The sequence below is a fragment of the Brevundimonas sp. GW821-FHT10E09 genome (assembly GCF_058809375.1).
Window position 1 is genome coordinate 37,954 of sequence record NZ_JBXASO010000002.1, and the last position, 20,354, is coordinate 58,307.

The window sequence follows — 20,354 nt, forward strand, 5'->3', positions numbered from 1 at the left end:
CGGCAAATCACGATAGGCGATCATTCAACCCTGAATATCGCAATCCAAGGACCTGCCATTGTTACAGTTGCTTTCTACAGCATTATCGCCCCGCCAAGTTTTGCAACTGAAAATCGCTTTCGCCATCACCTTGGCGGCCCGGCGTTTCCAGACCGTAGCCGCCGAAGCCCGGCAGGCCTGCGGCCAGGAGGCGGCGCGGACCAGTCTGCTCTATTTCCTGGAGGGATCTCCCAGAGGCCTGACCCAGACGGAATTGGCGAGCCGTCTGGAGATCTCCGGCCCCAGCCTGACCCGGCAACTCGACAAGCTCGAGAGGCTGGGCTTCGTCAGCCGGCGCCGCATGATTGGCGACGGCCGGGTGCGTCTGATCATGATCGAGCCGGCCGGTCGCGAAGCCTTGCTGGAGTTGGACGTCCACGCCTCCGAAATGCGCGACCGCATATTCGGGGATATTCCACAGGCGGATCTGGAAACAGCCCAGCGCGTGCTGGATAAACTGGCGGCGCGTCTGGCCGTCCATCCAGGCCTGGCCGCGAAACCGTCCTAGCCCGCCTCGCCCAGCGCCATCAGCCCCGCCCGCGACGGGCACAGGTCGGCGATGACGCAAGACAGGCATTTGGGTTTGCGCGCCGTGCAGGTGTAGCGTCCGTGCAGGATCAGCCAGTGGTGCGCCTTGGGCAGCCACTGCTCCGGCACGACCTTGAACAGCTGGGCCTCCACCTTGTCGGGCGTGGCCGCATTGGCCAGGCCCAGCCGGTGCGAGACGCGGAAGACATGGGTGTCCACCGCGATGGCGGCCTCGATCCCCAGTTCGTTCAGCACCACCGAGGCGGTCTTGCGCCCCACGCCGGGCAGGGCCTGCAGATCGGCCCGGTTCAGCGGAACCTCGCCGCCGTGCTTCTCCAGCACCAGGCGGGACAGGGCGATGACGTTGCGGGCCTTGCCGCGATACAGGCCGATGGAGGCGATGTAGGGGATCAGCCCCTCCTCCCCCAGGGCCAGCATCTTCTGCGGCGTGTCCGCCACCCGGAACAGCCGCTCGGTCGCCTTGTTGACCGACACGTCCGTCGCCTGGGCCGACAGGGCCACCGCGACGACCAGGGTGAAGGGGTTGGAGAAGTTCAGCTCGGTCTTCGGCTCGGGCATGACGCCGGACAGACGCTCGAAAATGGCCTCGACCCGGTCCTCGTCCGGCGGCCAGCGCAGCACGGGCACAGACGCGCCGGTCATCACCGCCGGGCGGTTCGGACCGGGTTTGCGCCGCTTGGCGACAGGTTTTCGGACCTTGGTCGGCGTCATGCCTCGCTGTCGCCGTCGTCGCGGCGCGGGTCAAGACCCAGGCTGGTCAGGGCCGCATCCGCCGCCCGTTCGCCCTCCATCCAGGCCCCGTGGGCCGTGCCGTAATAGACCGGCGCCGTCGCCTCGCCCGCCAGGAAGATCCGGTCCTCGACCGCGATCCGTAACTTCGCCCGGTCCCCCGCATGGCCCGGCAGGGCGTGGGAATAGGCGCCGCGCGACCAGGGATCGACGCCCCAGTTCGACACGGCCACGGCCTCCAACCGCCGCCGCAGGTTCGACCCCAGGGCCGCCACCAGTTCGGACACGGCGAAATCGACCAGGGCGGCGGGCCCCTCCGCCTCCAGCCCCCAGGCCAGCCCGGCGCCGAAATAGGCCTCGATCATCGGCCGCCCGAACGGCCGCAGGTGATAGCCGCCGGTCTCGGCCGTATCGATCCGGGCCCACAACTGGGTGTCAGGCTGGAAATCGCCCGCGCCCCGCACCGTCATATGCACCTTGGACGCCAGCCCCAGAGGCACGCCCGCCGTCGCCTCCAGCCAGGCCGGAACGGGCGGATCGATCCGCACCGCCTCGGTGGCGATCAGACTGTTGGGAACCGTCAGGATCACCACCCGCGCCGTCAGCTCGCCCCGGCTGGTCTCCAGCCGCAGCAGGGGGCCGGACCGGTCGATCCGGCGCACGGCGCAGTCGCGCACCACGACGTCGGACACCGCCTCGCCCAGACGGGCGATCAGCCGGCCATAACCTTCGCGCACCCGCCAGTTCACCCCGGTGTCGCCATAGGCGTCGTAATCCAGGCTGGACACCTCGGCGAACCGCGCCCCGTTCAGGGCGCCCGAAATGGCGTCCATCCGGGCGTTCCAGCGACAGTCCGGGTCGAAGAAGTCGGACGCGGGCCGGTCTTCGCCCCGCCCGGCCGCTTCCGTCACACGCTGGTCGAAGGCGGCGAAGGCCTCGCCGAACTCGGCCAGATCGGCCCGCGTGATCTCGTGGTCGAAGGCCTGGGTCCGCCACGGCGGCGGCGTCTGGTCCAGCGTCAGCCCTTCGGCCTCGACCCGCCCGGCCAGGACATTGTCGTCGGCCGAGTGCAGCCAGCCGCAGCCCATGTCCAGACCCTCGCCCTCGACCCGCGCCGTCCAGGCGCGTCCGCCGATCCGGTCGCGGGCCTCCAGCACCAGGACCGACAGGCCGGGCCGCATCAGCCGGCGCGCGGCTGCGATCCCGGCCGCGCCCGCGCCGATCACGACGACATCGACCTGGGACGGCAGCGGATGGGAGGCTCGGGCGCGGTCGCTCATGGGCCGAGGACATACACGAAAAGAGGCTTTGATCGGCCTCTTCGCGATTGGACATTGATTTTTGGACGGCGACGTCCATTTTAGCCCCGCTTCAAAACGCCGCACCCTCCCCCCGGATGTCCCATGTCGCCTGAACTGAAGAAACGCCTGCCCCTGTTCGCCGCCATTCTCGTCGGCCTCGCCCTGGTCGCGGGCGGGATCGTCTGGTGGATCAACGGCCAGAGGTGGGAAAGCACCGACAACGCCTTCGTCCAGGCCGACACCACCCTGATCAGCCCCCAGCTGGCGAGCCGAGTGACCGAGGTCCTGGTCGGCGACAACCAGCGGGTCGAGGCCGGTCAGATCCTGGTCCGGCTGGACGACGCCAATCAACGCGCCGAACTGGCCCGCGCCGAGGCCAATCTCCAGGCGGCCATCGCCGCCGTCGGCAATGTCGACGCCCAGGCCGAGCAGGAGAAGGCCGCCATCGCCGCCCGCGCCGCCGCCGTGACCCAGGCCCGCGCCCAGGCGGGTCTCGCCCGCGCCGAGGTCGACCGCTACGGCAAGCTGGCCCAGCAGGGCTGGGTCTCGCAGCAGCGGATCCAGACCGAACGCGCCGGCGCCGCCACCGCCGACGCCAGCGTGCAACAGGCCCAGGCCGCCCTGGTCGCCGAACAGCGCACCGCCGGGGTGCTGGGCTCGACGCGCGAACAGAGCGTCGCCGCCGTCGAACAGGCCCGCGCCGTGGTCGAAACCGCCCGCATCGCCTTGGAACGCACCGTCATCCGCGCCCCCATCGCCGGCGTCGTCGGCGCCCGCAGCGTCCGGCCCGGCCAATACGTCAACGCCGGAACCCAGCTGCTGTCCATCGTGCCCCTGACCCAGACCTATATCGTCGCCAACTTCAAGGAGACCCAGCTGGACCGGATGCGACTGGGCCAGACGGTCGAGATTTCCGCCGACGCCTTCCCCGGCCGCAAGATCGAGGGCCGGATCGACAGTTTCGCCCCCGCCACCGGGTCCGAATTCGCCCTGATCCCGGTCGAGAACGCCACCGGCAACTTCACCAAGATCACCCAGCGGGTGCCCGTGCGGATCGTCGTCAGCGGCGCCGACCGCAGCCTGGCCCTGCGTCCCGGCCTGTCGGTTGACGTCAAGGTCGATCTGAAGAGCCAGGGTGGCCAGAGCTTCGCCGAGGCCTCCATCGGGACGCCTCGCCCGTGACCACCGCCAACCCGGCTGCGGCTGGGGGCGGGGTCACGCCGCAGAGCCCCGTCGCCGGCCATCCCGAGATCAACTGGACCATGCTGCTGCTCGGCTTCGCCGGCATGGTGGTGGGCCAGTTCATGGCCATTCTGGACATCCAGATCGTCGCCGCCTCCCTGCCCCAGATCCAGGCCGGCGTCGGCGCCTCGGCGGACGAGATCAGCTGGATCCAGACCGCCTATCTGATCCCCGAGGTGGTGATGATCCCCCTGTCCGGCTTCCTGTCGCGGCTATGGGGCACCCAGAAGCTGTTCCTGGCCTCGTGCGCCGGCTTCGTCCTGATGAGCATCGCCACGGGCCTGTCGACCTCCATCGACATGATGATCCTGTTCCGGGCCATCCAGGGCTTCGTCGGCGGGGCCATGATCCCGACCGTCTTCGCCGTGGCCTTCACCGCCTTCCCGCCGGACAAGCGGGTCACGGCCAGCGTGGTCATGGGCCTGATCGTCACCCTGGCCCCGACCGTCGGCCCGACCCTGGGCGGACACCTGACCGAATGGCTCAGCTGGCGCTGGCTCTTCTTCATCAATGTGGCGCCGGGCCTGCTGGTCCTCTTCCTGGTCGGCCGCTACGGAAACTTCGACAAGGGCGACCCGTCCCTGGCCAAGGGCTTCGACTGGTGGGGCCTGGGCTTCATGGCCGTCTTCCTGATGAGCATGCAGTATGTGCTGGAGGAGGGCGCCAGGAACGACTGGTTCGACGACACCTCCATCCTGCTTCTGGCGGTGGTCGCGGCCGTGGCGGGGCCGGTCTTCGTCTGGCGCTCGCTGACCTATCGCCAGCCGATCGTCGAGTTGCGCGCCTTCACCAACCGCAACTTCCTGGTCGGCTTCATCATGACCTTCACGGTGGGATTCGCCCTGTTCGGCGGCACCTTCCTGCTGCCGCTGTTCCTGGGCCGGGTGCGTGATTATTCGTCGGCCGAGGTGGGCACGACCATGGTGGTTTCCGGCCTGGCCATGTTCGCCACCGCCCCCTTCGCCGGGCGGCTGGTGCGCAAGATGGACGCCCGCATCCTGATGTTCGGCGGCTTCATGATGTGCGCCTGGGGCATGTGGGAGGCGCGGCTGGTCACGGACGAATGGGGCTTCTGGCAGTTCGCCTCGGTCCAGGCCTTCCGGGGCGTCGGCGTCATGCTGGCGATGATCGCCTCGCAGCAGGTGACGATGGCCACCCTGCCGCCGCACATGGTCAAGAACGCCTCGGGTCTGGTGAACCTGTCGCGCAACGTCGGCGGGGCCTTCGGCCTGGCGATCCTGAACACCGGCCTGACCACCAATACCGCTGTCCATATCGGCGAGCTTACCAGCGGCATCACCCAGGGCGACCAGGCGATGCGTCACATGATGGCCGGCATGGCCCAGAGGTTCGCGGGCACCATCGACCCGGCCGCCTCTGCGATGAAGGCCGTCTATGGAATTCTGCAGAAACAGGCCACGACCATGGCCTTCGGCGACGCCTTCGCCCTGCTGGGCATCATGTGCGCCGGCGCCGCCTTCGTCACCCTGCTGGCCCAGCCGGTCAAGGCCCAGCCGGGCGCGCCCCCGTCGGACGCCCACTGATGGCCCGCCGCCGGGGTCAGGTCGACGAGAAGAAGAGCGAGGCCATCCTCGACGCCGCCGCGACCCTGTTCGCGGACAAGGGTCTGGCGGTGTCGATGGACGAAATCGCCCGCGTCGCCGGCGTTTCCAAACAGACGGTCTACAACCGCTTCGCCTCCAAGCTGGAGATCGCCCGGGCCATGGCCAGCCAGAGGTCCGACGCGGTGGCGGCGCCGCTGAAGGCGCCCGGCGACCCTGCCGCGGTGCTGGAGGCCTTGGCCCTGAGCCTGCTGGAGCGCATCTGCCACCCGGACAAGGTCGGCTCGATGCGCGGCGTGGTGCTGATGTCGACCGAAGCTCCCGAGATCGCCCAGGCCGTCTATGAGGCCGGGCCCCTGCGCAGCCTGAAACTGCTGTCGGCCTGGCTGGCGGACCAGACGCGCGCGGGCCGGCTGAACGTGCCCGACCCCGACGGGGCGGCCGAGATGTTCTCGGGCCTGGTCCTGGGCCACGGCCATCTGCGGGCCATGCTGAACGTGCCCCAGATCGACGCCGACCACCGCCTCCGCCGCGCCCGCGAGGCCGCACGGGTCTTCGTCGCGGCCTATGCGCCGACCGCCTATGCGCCTGGCCAGGATCGCGCTAGTTGAGACCCGCCGCGTAGAGGAGTTCGCCCATGCTGATCCACCTGTCGTCCTGGCCCGAGATCGACGCCCAGATCGCGTCGGGCCGGCCCCTGTCGAAGACGGTCGTCGTGCCGATCGGCTCCAACGAGCAGCACGGGCCGACGGGCCTGTTGGGCACCGACTGGCTGTGCCCCGAGATCATCGCCCACGAGGCCGAGCGTTCGGACGCCGCCCTGATGGTCGCCCCCACCTTCAACATCGGCATGGCCCAGCACCACCTGGCCTTCGCCGGCACCATCTCCTTGCGCCCCTCCACCTTCATGGCCGCCATCACCGACTGGGTCTCGTCGCTCAGCCGCCACGGGTTCGAGCGGATCTATTTCCTCAACGGCCACGGCGGCAACGTCGCCACCATCGAGGCGACCTTCTCGGAAATCTACGCCGAATGGAGCTTCGTCGAGGACGAACCCCCATTTGTTCTGAAGCTCAAGAACTGGTGGGACCTGCCGGGCGTCCAGGGCCTGTGCAACTCGATCTTCCCCACCGGCCACGGCATGCACGCCACCCCGTCCGAGATCGCCGTGACCCAGGCCGCCTATCCCGACCGGATCAAGACGGCCGACTACAGCCCCCAGATCGCGCCCAGCGGCCCGATCCGCGACGCCCTCGACTATCGCGCCCGCTTCCCCGACGGCCGCATCGGCTCCGACCCGGCCCAGGCCAACCCCGAAAAGGGCCGCCGCATCATCGACCTGGCCGTCCCCGCCCTGCTGTCCGACGTCGCGGCCTTCGCCGCCGAGGCCCGGCCCGGAGACGCGTCCTGACCCGCAAGACCTGCGCCACCGGCGTTCCAACACCGGCTGTTCTGGGCGCCGAAATGCTGTCCGCCTCGGCCGAGGTCATCGCGGCGCGCACCACCCTGATGGTCCACGGCCTGACCGATCCGGCCGGCCAGGACAGGGTCGAACTGTCGCTGATGAGCTCGGAAAAGACCGAGGCCCTGTCCGCCTCCGCCGCCGCGCTCGCCGCCAGCGCCGGGACCGTCGGCAAACGCCTGGGCCAGGCCGCCCTGGACGAAGGCGCACGCGCCCTGCAGGCGGCGACTGAAATCGCCGGCGCCCGGACCCCGGCCGAAGCCGCCCAGGCCCAGTTCCGTTACGCCCTGGGCTGGTGGAGCCGCGCCGCCGGCCAGGCCCTGACCCTGAACGCCGAACTGACCCAGGCCCAGACCGACGCCCTGACCCCCATCCACAAGACCGCCGTCGCCAACGCCAAGCGGTTGAGGAAGTCGTAGGGGCAACCGCTCACCCCCCGTCATCTTCGGGCTTGACCTGGGATGCGGATATTCGGACTAGCGCGGCGAGCAAAAGGGCTAGCCGGACGCATCAAGCGATGCTGCTAGGTGATCCACGATGGCCCGTACTTTCGCTGACGGCCGCGGCCCCGCCGGAAAAACAGCGTAAACCTCGGCGGGTTCGAGACGATAGCGATCGAGCAATTGTACAAGCTGGCCGCTGCGCAGTTCTTCTCCTGCCATGACGCGGGTGGCCAGCGCGACGCCGAGCCCTGCGACTGCGGCTGCAAGGACCCCTGGCGCCGAGTTGATCCAGAGTTTCGCCGAGACATCGACTGACGTAGCGGTGTGATTGTGCGTGAAGCGCCAGCTCTCGCGGCCGAACAATCCGTGCTGGACAATGCAATCGTGCCCGGCGAGTTCAGCGGGACTTGCAGGCTCGCCACGTGAAGAGAGATAGGCGGGCGCGGCGACCACCAGCCGTTCGACCCGCGCGATTCTGCGAGCGCCGAAGGTGGAGTCGTCGAGCGGCCCGACTCCTAGGCGTATGGCCACGTCGACCCCCTCCGTGACGAGGTTCTGGCGCGCGTCGCTCATGACAATTTCGACTCGGAGATCCGGATGCAGCGGCAGGAACGTCGCCAGCGCCGGAATGACCGCGCGCGCGCCATAGAGCACCGGCATGGCGAGGCGGAGCACGCCGTGCAGCGAGTCAAGCCCTCGGGTCGCCTGCTCGGCCTCCTCCATCTCCGCGAGCAGATGTCTTGCACGCTCCAGGTACAGAGACCCGGCTTCCGTCAGGGAGATGCTGCGGGTAGTGCGCAACAACAGCGTCGTGCCCAGACGCGCCTCCAGCGCGCCGATGATGCGCGATACCGAGGGCTGCGATAGGTTCAGCTCGCGGGCCGCCCGCGAAAGGCCGCCGCCCTCGGCCACGCGGACGAAAACGGCCATCTCCTGCCAACGGTCACTCATTCGAAATCCGAATATAACCTGTTCGAATTCGACTGATACACGGCCTCTGGCGGATAGCCTAATTCCTCTCTCACGGCGATCACGCCGTCTCATCGTTTGATCTTCGGTAGGTTATTGCCGAACTCAATCGATACCTAAAAATACGGAGCGAGTTCCAATGTCGATCAAGATTTATGGCGACCCAGGCTCGGGAAGCCTGCGTCGCGTCACGTCAGCATCAGCCGCGATGGGCGTGCCGATCGAACGCGTGAACATCGACCTCTTCAAGGGCGAGAGCCACACGCCGGAGTTCCTAGAGCTCAATCCGCACGGCCTTTCGCCTGTGATGGTGGATGGCGACTTCGTTCTCTACGAGTCTTCGGCGATCAATCTTTATCTCGCGGAGAAGGCGGGCAGCGACCTCGCCGGCGCCACGACGCGCGAACGGTACGAGATCCTTCAGTGGATGTTTTGGTCGGGCGAACAGTGGCGGGTCTTCGCGACGCTCACCTTCGACGAGGTGCTCGCCAAGCGTTTCGTGGGCCTGCCTGCGGACGAGACCATCGTGCAGTTGGCGTTCGCCAAAATCCGCGCTGCGGCAGCGGTGCTGGACGCCCATCTCGCGGATCGACAGTTCATCGTCGGCGATCGGCTGACGCTGGCCGACCTCGATATCGCAGGACCTTTCTCGCAGAATGAGCGGACCAAAATCCCGCTCAACGAATTCCCTAACTTGGTCGCTTGGCAGCAGCGACTGTTGAAGACGGCGCCCGCGTGGGCCGCCACCAAGCAGGAGGTCGATGCTCGCATCGACGGCGCTCTCGACGCGGCCGGAATCAAACTGTGAAGCTTAGCGCCGACGCCTTCAGGCGTCGGCGCATTGCGCACAAGCCGAGCTAGTGGCCAACGCTGCACGCCCGAAATCCCCCTCACCTCAGCGGCAAAAACAACTCCGCCGCCGCCCCCTCTCCGGCTCCCCCAGGAACTCAGCATCCGGGCATGATCGTGGTCCAGCGCCGTCGTCATCATCCTCATCCGTCGTGATGAGGCCACCTTGGCGCCGGACGCCGTCGCGCGCTCGACCGATCTTGCGGTTTGAAACGGCCCCTGACACGAGGACCGCCTAAGCTGCTCCGGTCCCCTTGTCGCGATGCGGGCATCCCGGCCAGCAGCAGGGGCGGCGTTTGCCGTCGCTCAGGTTCTCGCGACCCCAGTCGATCCGCTTGAGCCGGGTCTCGGCCTTCTTAGCCGACTCGACCCAGCAGATCCATTCGTTGCGGGCCAGGGGGGTGATCGCCGTCCAGGTCGCCAGGGCTGCGGCGTCGCGGCTCAGCGCCGCCCGCAGATCGGCGGGCAGGGGGTGGACGACGCCGCCGGGCAGGTCTGCATCCTCAGCCATGCGCCATTTTCGCAGCCCCGGATTTGCGCCGCAAGCCGTGTCCTGCCCACCCCGTGGGGCGGGGAAGTCAGGCGACCTCGACCACCTTCAGCTTGGGCTTCTTGAGCTTGGAGGTCTTGGCCGGGCGGACCGCCTTCTTGGCGGCCTTTTCGGCCTTCTTGGCTTCCTTCTCGGCCATCTTCAGCGCCTTCTTGGCGGCCTTGGCCTCGGCCTTGGCGGCGTCGGGGGCGGCGTCGGCGGCGGCGGCCAGTTCAGCCAGCTGGGCCAGGAAGGTCTCGCGCTGGCCCTTGGGCAGCAGGGCCATGATCCGCTTGTCGGCGGCCTCGACCAGCGGGCGGGCGGCCTCAAGCCGGGCGGCGCCCTCCGTGGACAGACGGACCGCCTTGGCGCGGGCGTCCAGGGTCGAGCGTTCGCGCTCCAGCAGGCCCTTGGCGGTCATGCGGGTGACCAGGTCGGCCAGGGTCGAGCGGTCGATGCCGGTCATCCGCACCAGTTCGGTCTGGGTCAGACCGGCCTTCAGCGAGGCGGCCTCAAGCACGGCGAACTGTCGCTGGGTCAGGCCGTCGGCGCCCATTTCCTCGGAATAGATGTCCAGGGCCAGTTGCAGGGCCCGGTGCATCAGGTGACTGGGCGAGGTGGCCAGAGGCCCGACCTTGCGTAACGACTTGCCAGACTTGACCATATCGACCGTCCCCCGAGTGTCTTTCGTCCGCATGCGTACCAGCCGCGCTTTACGATTTGACGCGACACGTATGTCACTTCCGCGACATTCTGTCTGTAGGCTCCCGTGGTTTCGTCAGGTGCGCGCGCTACATTCCCGTGTCGGGAGAAATGGGACCGGGCTCCTCGTCCTTGGTCATGTTCTTCATGATCAGCGGCACCTGGGACAGGCCGAAGATCGAGGCGGCGATCCACAGGACGCCGCGGAAACTGGTCCAGACGTCGTTCGGATTTGGGGTGTCGCGGCCCAGGGCGTGCCAGAGGGCGGTCACGGCGGCGGGGCTGCGGAAAATCTCGTTCAGGATCGCCACCGCCAGGAAATACAGGCCGTAGCGCAGGGTCAGGGTGCGCCAGGCGGCGTCATTGACCTTGATGGCCGAGCCCAGCAGGGCCTTGAACGGATATTTCTTCAGCGGGATCGACCCCAGCAGGATCACCGCCAGCAGGCCGTTCTGCACCGTCAGCTTCAGCTTCACATAGAGGTCGTCATGGGTGAGGACGGTCAGCAGGCCGAACACCAGGGCGAACAGGCCGGTGATCAGCGGCAGGGGGGCGAACCGCCGCTCCACCGCATAGCCGATGATCAGGGCCAGGCCCGAGGCGCCGACCAGGACCCAGGTCGCCAGGATCATGTCCCGGCTGACGAAATAGCTGATCATGAAGGCGGCCAGGGCGCCGAAATCGACGGCCTGGCGGATCCACTGGCGGTTCTTCTTCGGTTCGGGAGAAGCGGTCGTGTCGGTCATGTCAGTCTTCCAGTCCCACAAGCGAGCGGGAGAAGGCGCGGGCGTCGAAGGGTTGCAGGTCGTCGATCCCCTCGCCCACGCCGATCAGCATAAGCGGGGCGTCGGAGGCCTGGGCCACGGGCACCAGCACCCCACCCCGCGCCGTGCCGTCCAGCTTGGTCATGACGATGCCGGTGACGAAGGCGGTGCGGCCGAAGATCTGTTCCTGGGCAAGGGCGTTGCGGCCGACCGTGGCGTCCAGCACCAGCAGGGTGTCGTGGGGGGCCGCCGGATCGATCTTCTTCAGCACGCGCACGATCTTGAGCAACTCGTCCATCAGGGCCGACTTGTTCTGCAGCCGGCCGGCCGTATCGACCAGGACGACGTCGAACCCCTCGGCCCGCGCCTTGGCGTAGGCGTCGAAGACCAGGCCGGCGGCGTCGGCGCCGTCGCGACGGCTCTCGAACTCGGCGCCCGCCCGGTCGGCCCAGACCTTCAGCTGTTCACGGGCGGCGGCGCGGAAGGTGTCGCCGGCGACGATCATGACCTTGGCGCCCTTGCCCGTCAGGTCGGCGGCGATCTTGCCCAGGGTCGTGGTCTTGCCCGAGCCGTTCACCCCGACGAACAGGACGACATAGGGTTTGGGCCCGCTCAGCGGGTCGAAGGCCGCCTGGCGCGGCGACAGCTCGGCGGCCACGGCCTCGGCCAGGGCCTCCTTGACCTCATGTTCCTGGGCGTCCTTGCCGAACTTCAGCGCGCGGAAGCGTTCGACGATCCGGGCCGAGGCTGCGGGGCCGAGATCGCTCTCCAGCAGATGCTCCTCCAGCCGCTCCAGCGCCGCCTCGGACAGGGGTTCCTTGACGAAGCTGGCGACGACCTGGTCGGTCATCTGTTTGGAGGAGCGCGAGAGCCCCGCGGACAGGCGCTGGAACCAGCCCTTTTTCGGCGTATCGGTCATCGGATGGCTTTAGCGGCGGCGGAGGCCGACGTCATCCGCATTCGCATGCAGACGGCGGCCTGCGTCATCGGGCGCCGGGGCGGGGATTTCAGACTCTCGCGGGAAAAAACAGAGTCTAGATAGTATGAATCGTCTGAAATCCGCCCTCTCCGCCGTGTCCGTCCTCTGAACCGCAGACTATGAGGCCGACGGGAGCCCAGGCTGGGAAAAGACCCCGAAGATTCGGCAAGACCTTGAAATCCCTGATGAAGCACCAGCGTCATTGTGACAGTTGGCGGATGGGGCGCGGCGCCGACACGGCAGAAACAGCCGCTTGCGGCGCCAGAATGACGAATATACATTTCATATACGAATCATATAGTCCGGAGTCAGGCCTTGGGCATCGTCAATATCGAGGACGCGCTGCACGAACAGCTGCGTCGCGCCAGCAAGGCCTCCTATCGGTCCATCAACGCCCAGGCGGCCTTCTGGATAAGGATCGGCCTGTTGTGCGAGACCAATCCGGGCCTGACCTTTCAGGACCTGGTGGCGCGTGAGCTGAAGGCCGCAGGCGTGGACGCGACGGCCCTAGCGGATGCGGCTGCATGACCAAGACCCCCGCCGAGGTCGAGTTGATGGCCGAGGCCGGGCGCCGGCTGGCCTCGGTCTTCACCCATCTGGATGGGCTGGCGCTGGCCGGCATGACCACGATGGAGATCAATGACCGCGTCGAGGCCTTCATCGTCAATGACCTTCAGGCCCGGCCCGCCAGCAAGGGCCAGTACGGCTATGGGTTCGTGCTGAACAGTTCGCGCAATCAGGTCGTCTGCCATGGCGTGCCGTCGGCGGACGAGGTGCTGAAAAGCGGCGACATTGTCAATCTGGACATCACCCTGGAAAAGGACGGCTTCATCGCCGATTCCAGCAAGACCTATCTGATCGGGACCGTGGGGCCCCAGGCGCGGCGGCTGGTCCGCACCACCTATGAGGCGATGTGGAAGGGTATTCAGGCCGTGCGGCCGGGGGCGAAGCTGGGCGACATCGGCTTCGCCATCGAACGGCACGCCAAGAAGGCCGGCTATTCGGTCGTGCGCGAATACTGCGGCCACGGCATCGGCCGCGAAATGCACGAAGACCCCCAGGTGCTGCATTTCGGCAGGGCGGGCACGGGCGTGACCCTGCGCGAGGGCATGGTCTTCACCATCGAACCCATGCTGAACCAGGGCCGCCGAACGGTGCGGACCGAGGACGACGGCTGGACCGTGGTGACGGCGGACGGGATGCTGTCGGCCCAGTTCGAGCATACGGTGGCGGTGACAGGGGACGGGGCAAGAGTGTTGACGCTGAGACCGGACGAGATGCGGGCGGGTAAGGAGGCTGCCTGATCGCCCATCTCAATCATGCAGTTGCGAAACGCCGCTCTTAGGCTACACCCTCGGCGAGAGCCGCACTCGGGGGAGTTCAGTCAATGCGTCCGGTCACAATCGCTGTTTGTTCGGCGCTTTTCCTTACATCCACAGCGGCGGCGCAGTCGCCGGAGCTCGATACATCCGCCTCGCCCTCCACAACCGTCGAGGAACAGGCCGGCCAGCCACAGCCTGTCGGCGTCATCGATCGGTTCGCCGCCTCGATGTACGGTCTGGAGCCTGCCGGCGAGCCTGACGTCATGACCGCCGCAGGCCGCAACGAGGTCATCTTGCGCGCGCCGATGCGCCTGATCAAAGAAGGCGTACTCGGCGGTGAACTCGCCATGCGGCAGGTCCGGATGAAGCAGGGGAGCCGCGTGACGTATCGACGCTTCACGGCCCGGACCGGAATGGAAGCGCAGAACATCGAAGCATGGTGTGGTCAGGGTGAGATCGATCAGTGGGGATGGCGGCCGACGACCGTCTGCATGATCCTGACGCCGGATGGCCGCGCCACCCTGGCCACGCCTCCGCTCGATCTGGGGTCCTGGTGGTCGGTCACAGCCATCGCCCCCACCTCCGCGAGCGAACGGGTGGACCGGGTCGAAATCCTGCCGGTCGAAGACCCCACACCCATTGATCTTGAGCTGGTTTTGGACCGCATCAGAAGCGGCGAAGTCAAACTGAGACGCAGACTGGCCGGCCCGGACGTGACGGGCGAACGACGCGTCTTTCCCCGCATTGGGGACGCAGAACGTCCCCTGCAGCCCGACGGGGCCGCGACCTATGTCTATGACGGCCTGGAACTGCGCCTGACACCGAATGTCGAGGCCAAGACGGTGAGCATCGCCTCGGCGCGCGTCGCGCCGCCGCTGGACGCAAGTTTCGCCGAAGAGGGAGGGCTGGCCCGCAGGCTGGAAATCCTGACTAGGCCGCCGGAAGAGTTGCAGCCGACGGAATTCGTCGTGGGCGGCGTGCGGTTCGATCCCTCCGCTCTCGTCGTTGACGGATCTCCCTTGGGGCCGCGAGGCGTTCTGGCGAAAGGAACCATGTCGCATGCTCGCACCGGTCGGGTCACCCAGGACATCGAAATGGGCACCATGCTGAACGCCCGTATTCCGGCGGGCGCCGCAGCGCACCAGGTCGAGATATTCCGAGGGTTGGCGCTGGGCGGCAGAACCAGCCGTTTCTGGTGCGCGTCTGTCTCGGCCCTTACCGTCTTTGGTCGCCAGAACGACCAGCTAACCTGTTTCCGCCGCGCAGGAGAGGGCTATGAAGGCGTCTGGCCCGACCAGGGCAGAACATGGCTTGCCACGACAGACCAGTCGACGACGCCGGTTTTCCGTCGTGCGGACGCGCTTCATATCGAGGAATCGGAAATTGATCTGATCGGTCCGATGGAGGTCCGTCTGGAAATTCAGCGCATCGTCCGCGACCTGATCACAGTGCGAATCTTCGCGCGACGGGACGAGCAGGACGCGCTGGTCATGACGGTCACGCGCCTCGTCGAAAACGGCCAGGCGGTCATCCCGATGTGGAGCCATCGCCTCGTCCTGACTGTCGCCGATGGCAAGGCCCAGGCGAGCCTAACGGCTGATGGCGACGGCGAGGGGCTGCCGTCGGTCGGAACCTATCCCTAATGAACGTGCGCCGGCGACGCCCCGGCGTGGGTCCGCGTCGGCTTTGCGAGAAAAGGCGTTGTCTGGGTTGGTGATGTAGGACTCTCTCGCTTCATCATTCGCGCCTATATGGAGGCCAACGACCGGCGCGGGCCGGGTGAAGCGGACGATCCGATGGCTGATGCTTTGTTCCATTCCCCCAAGACCCACGGCTTCGTGCGGGTGGCTGCGGCCACGCCCGTCAGCCATGTGGGCGACCCGAAGGCGAACGCCGAGGAACACCTGGCCCTGATCCGTCAGGCGGCCGATCAGGGCGTGGACCTGATGGTGTTTCCCGAGCTGTCGCTGTCGGCCTACGCCATCGACGACCTGCATATGCAGGCGGCCCTGCTGGACGAGGTGGAGCGCCAGATCGCGGTCATCGCCCAGGCGACGGGCGACCATGATCTGGTCGCGGTGGTCGGGGCGCCGATCCGCAACGGCGACGCCCTGTACAACTGCGCCGTGGTGATGGGCGCCGGCGAGGTTCTGGGCGTCGTGCCCAAGACCTATCTGCCGAACTACCGGGAATATTACGAGAAACGCTGGTTCGCCCCGGCGACGGCCCGCGCCGAGGACGTGATCCGTCTGAACGGCGAGACGGTGGATTTCGCGCCCGGCCTGGTGTTCGAGGCGGTCAACCGGCCGGGCTTCGTCTTCGCGGTCGAGATCTGCGAGGACTATTGGGCCCCCCTGCCCCCCTCGACCCGCGCGGCCCTGGCGGGGGCGCGCATCCTGCTGAACCTGTCGGCGTCGAACATCGTCATCGGCAAGGCTGACGAGCGCGCCATGCTGAGCGCCAGCCATTCGGCCCGCACCCTGTCGGCCTATGTCTTCACCGCCTCGGGCTGGGGCGAGAGCACCACCGACCTGGCCTGGGACGGTCAGGCGACCATCCACGAACTGGGGTCGAAACTGGCCGAGGGCGAGCGGTTCGCCCTGGAGAACCACCTGACCCTCGCCGACGTGGACGTGGACCGGATCGGGCTGGATCGCCTGAGAAACGGCACCTTTTCCGAATGCGCGCGCGTCGAGGGCGAACCGGCGACGGTCGTGCCCTTCATGGCGCGCGAGGACGCGGTCGAGAGCGAGCTGATCCGGCCGCTGGACCGTTTCCCCTTCGTGCCGGACGAGGCCGGACGGCTGGATCAGGACTGCTACGAGGCCTTCAACATCCAGGTCCAGGGCCTGATGCGCCGGATGGCGGCGACCAACGGCGAGCGGCTGGTCATCGGGGTGTCGGGCGGGCTGGATTCGACCCAGGCCCTGCTTGTCGCCTGCCGCGCCTTCGACCGGCTGAACCTGCCCCGGACCAATATCCTGGGCTTCACCATGCCCGGCTTTGCGACCTCGGACGGGACCAAGTCCAACGCCTGGGCCCTGATGAAGGCTCTGGGCGTGACCGGGGCCGAGATCGACATCCGCCCCGCCGCCGAACAGATGTTCAAGGACATCGGCCACCCCTATGCGGCGGGCGAACCGGTCCACGACATCACCTTCGAGAATGTGCAGGCGGGGCTGCGGACCGATTATCTGTTCCGCCTGGCCAACCAGAACCGGGCCTTTGTGCTGGGCACCGGCGACCTGTCGGAACTGGCCCTGGGCTGGGCCACCTATGGCGTCGGCGACCATATGAGCCACTACAACGTCAACGGCGGGGTGGCGAAGACCCTGATCCGCCACCTGATCCGCTGGGTGGCCGACCGCGAACTGGTCGGCGCCGAGGCGAGCCCGACCCTGCACGCCATCCTGAACACCGAGATTTCGCCCGAACTGGTGCCGGCCAAGGACGGCGTGATCCAGTCCACCGAGGGGACGGTAGGCCCCTATGCGCTGAACGACTTCTTCCTGTTCTACATCAGCCGCTTCGGCCTGAAGCCGTCCAAGGTCGCCTTCCTGGCGCACCAGGCCTGGTGCGACGCCGGCGCCGGACATTGGCCCGCCAATACCCCTGACGACGAAAAGGTCGAATACGACCTGGCGACCATCAAGGCCTGGCTGAGGAAGTTCCTGATCCGCTTCTTCCAGACCGCCCAGTTCAAACGCTCGGCCCTGCCGAACGGCCCCAAGGTCGTCACCGGCGGATCCCTGTCCCCGCGCGGCGATTGGCGCGCCCCGTCGGACGGCAATGCGCGGGTGTGGCTGGACGAACTGGACGCCAACGTCCCAGATTGACCGTCTCCTCCCGCTTTGCGGGGAGGAGACAACACAAAATCCGTGCCTGGAGTGTGGATATTCGGCGTGGCGGTCGCTAGAAGCTTCGCCATGACCGAAGACGTGACCAAAGACTCGAACGGCAACATCCTGGCCGACGGCGACAGCGTGACCCTGATCAAGGATCTGAAGGTCAAGGGCTCGGGCGGCGTGACGCTGAAGCGCGGGACCCTGGTCAAGAACATCCGTCTGACCGGCGACACCGACGAGATCGAGGCCAATGTCGACAAGGTGCGCGGCCTGGTCCTGCGCGTCGAGTTCGTGAAGAAGGCCTAAGCCCCCTTTTCATCGGGCGATGCAGCCGCCATCTAGCGGCCTATGACCGACACCCTCGCCGCCCCCGTTTCGACCGCCGCACCCCAGAATTCTGGCGGCAAGATCCCCGTCACCGTCCTGACCGGCTATCTCGGCGCCGGCAAGACGACGCTTCTGAACCGGATCCTGACCGAGGATCACGGCAAGCGTTACGCCGTCATCGTCAACGAGTTCGGCGAGATCGGCATCGACAACGACCTGGTGGTCGGCGCCGACGAGGACGTGTTCGAGATGAACAACGGCTGCGTCTGCTGCACGGTGCGCGGCGACCTGATCCGCGTGGTCGCCGGCCTGATGAAGCGCCAGCGTCCCGGCAAGCCCGCCTTCGACGCCATCATCGTCGAGACCACGGGTCTGGCCGACCCCGGCCCGGTGGCCCAGACCTTCTTCGTCGACGAGGACGTCAAGGCCAAGACCCAGTTGGACAGCGTCACCACCCTGGTCGACGCCAAACATGTGATGGCGCGGCTGGACGACTCCAAGGAGGCGCGCGAACAGGTGGCCTTCGCCGACCGCATCATCCTGAACAAGGTCGATCTGGCCACGGCGGAAGAGTTGGACGCTGTCGAGACCCGTCTGCGCGCGCTGAATCCCCTGGCCCCCATCGTGCGGGCCGAACGGTCGAACGTGCCGCTGGATCAGGTGCTGGGTCTGGGCGCCTTCGACCTGGACCGGATACTGGAGGTCCAGCCGGACTTCGTGAACCCGCCGCACGGCGCGGACGGCCACGTCCACGACGAGCACTGCGGCCATGATCATCACGACCATGAGCACGGTCACGATCATGGGCACGACCACGCCCACGCCCACGCCCACGCCCACGCCCACGAGGCGCATTCCCATGGCGCGAGGGGGCACGCCCACCAGGACGACATCAAGGGGATTTCCCTGTCGCTGGACCGGCCGCTGGACGGCGCCAAGTTCACGGCCTGGCTGGACCGGCTGCTGGGCGAACAGGGTCAGAACATCCTGCGCGCCAAGGGCATCATCGACGTCCAGGGCGAGAACCGCCGCCTGGTCTTCCAGGCCGTCCACATGATCCTGGAGGGCGACCTGCAACGCGAATGGGGCGAAAACGAACGCCGCTGGAGCCGCGCCGTCTTCATCGGCCGCGAACTGGACGAGGCCGCGCTGCGGGCCGGGTTCGAGGGTTGCGCGGCCTGATATCGCAATAAAAAAGGCCGGCGGATCGCTCCGCCGGCCTTTCTATCATGGGCAGCCGCTTCGGCTCAGCCCCTCTCGAACAGCTTGTTCCAGCGGCGCTTGTCGCGGGCCTTCCAGGCGCCGCGGTGGTAGGCGTCAGAGCCGATCAGGGGCACGACGGTGGTGGCTTCGGCGAAGACCATCTGTTCGTGGGTGGTCTGGACCTTGCCCCAGGAGGCGGCCTCTTTCAGCGTCGAGGAGGAACAGGCGCCGTCGCGGACGTCGGCGACGGTGATCTGGACCGCATAACGGTGCATCTCGGCCTCGACGCCGAGGATTTCGGCGCAGACGACGGTGTCCTGGGCGAAGTTCTTGGGCACGCCGCCGCCGACCATGAACAGGCCGGTGACGCCGGCGGCGATCTTGATGTCTGTCAGTTCGCGGAAGTCGGCGATGGCGTCCAGCATCAGATAGGGCAGACCGGCCGCGGCGCGTTCCTTCTGGTGCTTGACCAGGCCGAAGCCGGCCGATGAGTCGACGAAGGCCGGGCAGAAGATCGGCACGCCTTCTTCATAGGCGGTCTGGATCAGCGAGCCGGGCTTCTTGGCGTTGCCCTCGCTCAGCCACTTGCCCATTTCCCAGATGAACTCGCGGCTGGAATAGCCGCGCGGCTCCAGCCGGTTGGCGATCTCCAGGATGGTGTGGTCGCAGGCCTGAAGCTCTTCCTCGTCGATATAGGTGTCGTAGATCCGGTCGACGTAGTTTTCGCGCAGGACGTTGTCGTCCACCTCGCCGGCGGCCTGATAGTGTTTGAAGCCCAGGGCCTCGAAGAAATCCATATCGACGATGGAGGCGCCGGTTGCGACGACCGCATCGACCATGCCGAACTTCACCATGTCGCGGTACACGTGCATGCAGCCGCCGGCCGAGGTCGAGCCGGCCAGGATCAGCCACGGCGAGCAGTCCTTGTCCTCGATGGCCATGGAGAAGATGTCGGCGGCGCGGGCGGTGTCGCGCGAGCTGAAGGACATCTTGCGCATGCTGTCGATGATCGGACGGGCGTCGAAGGACGTGATGTCCACGTGTTCGACGACGTTCTGCAGCAGCTGGGCCTTGGTGTTGGCAGTCATGGGTGACTCGTGAATCGTGAGGCGTGAATGGTGAAGTGCGGTCAGTCGTGCCGCCGTTGCTTCAGTCGCGTCGAAAGGGCGGAGAGCATACGCCCGATCCGCTCCATGTCGGCAAGCAAAGGCTGGAGATTGTCAGTCGTTAGATAGCCGAGACGCGCGGCGATGAGGAGATGGGTTTCGACCTCCGCGAGCGACCCGCGCGCGACGCCGAGGAAGTGGAAGAACTCACCCGTTCCGTTTCGGCCTGCGCCCTCCGCGATATTGGCGGCCACGCTGACGGCTGAACGACGAACTTGACTGATCAGGCCAAACCGCTCGTCAGACGGCCAGGAGACCGAGCAACGATAAACGGCTTCAACCCAATCAACCGAGAGCTTCCAGACGTCTAGATCGCGGTGAGTTCGCAAGTCGGTCATGGCTGACAATCACGACTCACGATTCACCTCTCAC

General features: G+C 67.0%; 22 protein-coding genes. 13 read left to right on the plus strand and 9 right to left on the minus strand.

Going from position 1 to position 20,354, the window contains the following annotated elements; all coding sequences use genetic code 11:
- Window positions 1-100 precede the first annotated feature (100 nt).
- Window positions 101-547, plus strand: coding sequence for a MarR family winged helix-turn-helix transcriptional regulator (locus tag AC1RSI_RS02130; protein ID WP_008260735.1), 447 nt, complete (start codon window positions 101-103; stop codon window positions 545-547).
- On the opposite strand, the gene nth is transcribed toward AC1RSI_RS02130, so the two are convergent.
- On the minus strand, window positions 544-1,299 hold the full coding sequence (gene nth, locus AC1RSI_RS02135) for an endonuclease III (protein ID WP_154726139.1): 756 nt from the start codon (window positions 1,297-1,299) through the stop codon (window positions 544-546). The genes AC1RSI_RS02130 and nth overlap by 4 nt on opposite strands.
- Window positions 1,296-2,597: a flavin monoamine oxidase family protein gene (locus AC1RSI_RS02140; protein WP_154726138.1), complete on the minus strand. Its 1,302-nt coding sequence runs from the start codon at window positions 2,595-2,597 to the stop codon at window positions 1,296-1,298. The genes nth and AC1RSI_RS02140 overlap by 4 nt, the downstream gene beginning before the upstream one ends.
- A gap of 123 nt (window positions 2,598-2,720) precedes the next feature.
- Between AC1RSI_RS02140 and AC1RSI_RS02145 the strand changes: the two genes are divergently transcribed.
- From AC1RSI_RS02145 to AC1RSI_RS02165, 5 genes are read left to right on the plus strand one after another with little or no spacing between them, the layout of a single operon-like run.
- Window positions 2,721-3,800 carry an HlyD family secretion protein gene (locus AC1RSI_RS02145; RefSeq protein ID WP_154726137.1) on the plus strand — a complete coding sequence of 360 codons (1,080 nt, stop codon included), beginning with the start codon at window positions 2,721-2,723 and terminating at the stop codon, window positions 3,798-3,800.
- Window positions 3,797-5,404 (plus strand): DHA2 family efflux MFS transporter permease subunit, encoded by a 1,608-nt coding sequence (locus AC1RSI_RS02150; RefSeq protein ID WP_008259473.1) that lies wholly within the window; start codon window positions 3,797-3,799, stop codon window positions 5,402-5,404. Before AC1RSI_RS02145 ends, AC1RSI_RS02150 begins: the two co-directional genes overlap by 4 nt.
- Window positions 5,404-6,033: a TetR/AcrR family transcriptional regulator gene (locus tag AC1RSI_RS02155; RefSeq protein WP_008264314.1), complete on the plus strand. Its 630-nt coding sequence runs from the start codon at window positions 5,404-5,406 to the stop codon at window positions 6,031-6,033. The genes AC1RSI_RS02150 and AC1RSI_RS02155 overlap by 1 nt, the downstream gene beginning before the upstream one ends.
- A 26-nt stretch (window positions 6,034-6,059) precedes the next feature.
- Window positions 6,060-6,833, plus strand: coding sequence for a creatininase family protein (locus AC1RSI_RS02160; protein WP_008259933.1), 774 nt, complete (start codon window positions 6,060-6,062; stop codon window positions 6,831-6,833).
- A 53-nt stretch (window positions 6,834-6,886) separates the two neighbouring features.
- On the plus strand, window positions 6,887-7,303 hold the full coding sequence (locus AC1RSI_RS02165; protein WP_008261317.1) for a hypothetical protein: 417 nt from the start codon (window positions 6,887-6,889) through the stop codon (window positions 7,301-7,303).
- A gap of 78 nt (window positions 7,304-7,381) precedes the next feature.
- Here AC1RSI_RS02165 and AC1RSI_RS02170 read toward each other — a convergent pair whose 3' ends face one another.
- Window positions 7,382-8,257 (minus strand): LysR family transcriptional regulator, encoded by an 876-nt coding sequence (locus AC1RSI_RS02170; protein ID WP_008264346.1) that lies wholly within the window; start codon window positions 8,255-8,257, stop codon window positions 7,382-7,384.
- 178 nt (window positions 8,258-8,435) lie between these two features.
- Here AC1RSI_RS02170 and AC1RSI_RS02175 point away from each other — a divergent pair, with 178 nt between their 5' ends.
- Entirely contained in the window at window positions 8,436-9,104 is a 669-nt protein-coding gene (locus AC1RSI_RS02175) for a glutathione S-transferase family protein (RefSeq protein WP_035307283.1), read from the plus strand.
- A gap of 276 nt (window positions 9,105-9,380) precedes the next feature.
- Here AC1RSI_RS02175 and AC1RSI_RS02180 read toward each other — a convergent pair whose 3' ends face one another.
- The 4 genes from AC1RSI_RS02180 to ftsY form a co-directional block, all read right to left on the minus strand.
- Entirely contained in the window at window positions 9,381-9,656 is a 276-nt protein-coding gene (locus AC1RSI_RS02180; protein WP_008263047.1) for a YdeI/OmpD-associated family protein, read from the minus strand.
- A gap of 67 nt (window positions 9,657-9,723) precedes the next feature.
- A complete protein-coding gene (locus tag AC1RSI_RS02185) occupies window positions 9,724-10,338 on the minus strand; it encodes a MarR family winged helix-turn-helix transcriptional regulator (protein WP_008259635.1) in 615 nt (204 codons plus the stop codon).
- 127 nt (window positions 10,339-10,465) lie between these two features.
- A complete protein-coding gene (locus AC1RSI_RS02190; RefSeq protein ID WP_035307287.1) occupies window positions 10,466-11,122 on the minus strand; it encodes an inner membrane-spanning protein YciB in 657 nt (218 codons plus the stop codon).
- 1 nt (window position 11,123) lies between these two features.
- On the minus strand, window positions 11,124-12,059 hold the full coding sequence (gene ftsY / locus AC1RSI_RS02195; protein WP_154726136.1) for a signal recognition particle-docking protein FtsY: 936 nt from the start codon (window positions 12,057-12,059) through the stop codon (window positions 11,124-11,126).
- A gap of 375 nt (window positions 12,060-12,434) precedes the next feature.
- Between ftsY and AC1RSI_RS02200 the strand changes: the two genes are divergently transcribed.
- The 6 genes from AC1RSI_RS02200 (at window position 12,435) to AC1RSI_RS02225 (ending at window position 18,795) form a co-directional block, all read left to right on the plus strand.
- Window positions 12,435-12,647 carry a ParD-like family protein gene (locus AC1RSI_RS02200; RefSeq protein WP_154726135.1) on the plus strand — a complete coding sequence of 71 codons (213 nt, stop codon included), beginning with the start codon at window positions 12,435-12,437 and terminating at the stop codon, window positions 12,645-12,647.
- Window positions 12,644-13,423 (plus strand): type I methionyl aminopeptidase, encoded by a 780-nt coding sequence (gene map / locus AC1RSI_RS02205; protein ID WP_154726134.1) that lies wholly within the window; start codon window positions 12,644-12,646, stop codon window positions 13,421-13,423. The genes AC1RSI_RS02200 and map overlap by 4 nt, the downstream gene beginning before the upstream one ends.
- Window positions 13,424-13,506: 83 nt before the next feature.
- Window positions 13,507-15,084 carry a hypothetical protein gene (locus tag AC1RSI_RS02210; RefSeq protein ID WP_154726133.1) on the plus strand — a complete coding sequence of 526 codons (1,578 nt, stop codon included), beginning with the start codon at window positions 13,507-13,509 and terminating at the stop codon, window positions 15,082-15,084.
- A 153-nt stretch (window positions 15,085-15,237) separates the two neighbouring features.
- Window positions 15,238-17,277: an NAD(+) synthase gene (locus tag AC1RSI_RS02215; RefSeq protein ID WP_154726132.1), complete on the plus strand. Its 2,040-nt coding sequence runs from the start codon at window positions 15,238-15,240 to the stop codon at window positions 17,275-17,277.
- A 90-nt stretch (window positions 17,278-17,367) separates the two neighbouring features.
- Complete coding sequence (locus AC1RSI_RS02220; RefSeq protein ID WP_008263608.1) at window positions 17,368-17,592, plus strand: alkylphosphonate utilization protein; 225 nt, start codon at window positions 17,368-17,370, stop codon at window positions 17,590-17,592.
- A 42-nt stretch (window positions 17,593-17,634) separates the two neighbouring features.
- Complete coding sequence (locus AC1RSI_RS02225) at window positions 17,635-18,795, plus strand: CobW family GTP-binding protein (RefSeq protein ID WP_291754233.1); 1,161 nt, start codon at window positions 17,635-17,637, stop codon at window positions 18,793-18,795.
- A gap of 65 nt (window positions 18,796-18,860) precedes the next feature.
- On the opposite strand, the gene AC1RSI_RS02230 is transcribed toward AC1RSI_RS02225, so the two are convergent.
- Window positions 18,861-19,904 carry a 1,9-bis(guanidino)-5-aza-nonane synthase gene (locus tag AC1RSI_RS02230; protein WP_154726130.1) on the minus strand — a complete coding sequence of 348 codons (1,044 nt, stop codon included), beginning with the start codon at window positions 19,902-19,904 and terminating at the stop codon, window positions 18,861-18,863.
- Window positions 19,905-19,945: 41 nt separating this feature from the next.
- Entirely contained in the window at window positions 19,946-20,320 is a 375-nt protein-coding gene (locus AC1RSI_RS02235) for a four helix bundle protein (RefSeq protein ID WP_154726141.1), read from the minus strand.
- Window positions 20,321-20,354: the final 34 nt, after the last annotated feature.